The organism is Seonamhaeicola marinus (assembly GCF_008085455.1).
Window position 1 is genome coordinate 1 of the sequence record NZ_VSDQ01000079.1, and the last position, 518, is coordinate 518.

Consider the following 518-nt stretch of genomic DNA (forward strand, 5'->3'; position numbering starts at 1 on the left):
CAAGAGTTAATTAACAATATTGCAAAAGGTCACGGTGGTTTATCAGTATTTGCTGGTGTAGGTGAAAGAACTCGTGAAGGAAATGACCTTTTAAGAGAGATGTTAGAATCTGGTATTATAAAATACGGTGATGATTTTATGCACTCTATGGAAGAAGGCGGATGGGATTTAGCTAAGGTTGACAAAGAGACTATGAAAGAGTCTAAAGCAACTTTCGTATTCGGACAGATGAATGAGCCTCCTGGAGCACGTGCTCGTGTTGCTTTATCTGGTTTAACTATTGCTGAGTATTTCCGTGATGGCGCTGGTGACGGACAAGGAAAAGATGTACTTTTCTTCGTAGATAACATCTTCCGTTTTACACAAGCAGGTTCTGAGGTATCGGCATTATTAGGTCGTATGCCATCTGCGGTAGGTTACCAACCAACTTTAGCAACTGAGATGGGTGCAATGCAAGAGCGTATTACATCAACTAAAAAAGGTTCTATTACATCTGTACAAGCGGTTTACGTACCTGC

General features: G+C 40.9%; 1 pseudogene. It reads left to right on the forward strand.

The annotated features are described in order from the left end of the window. Window positions 1-518, forward strand: a pseudogene (locus FUA24_RS00495) (F0F1 ATP synthase subunit beta); the annotation flags it as partial.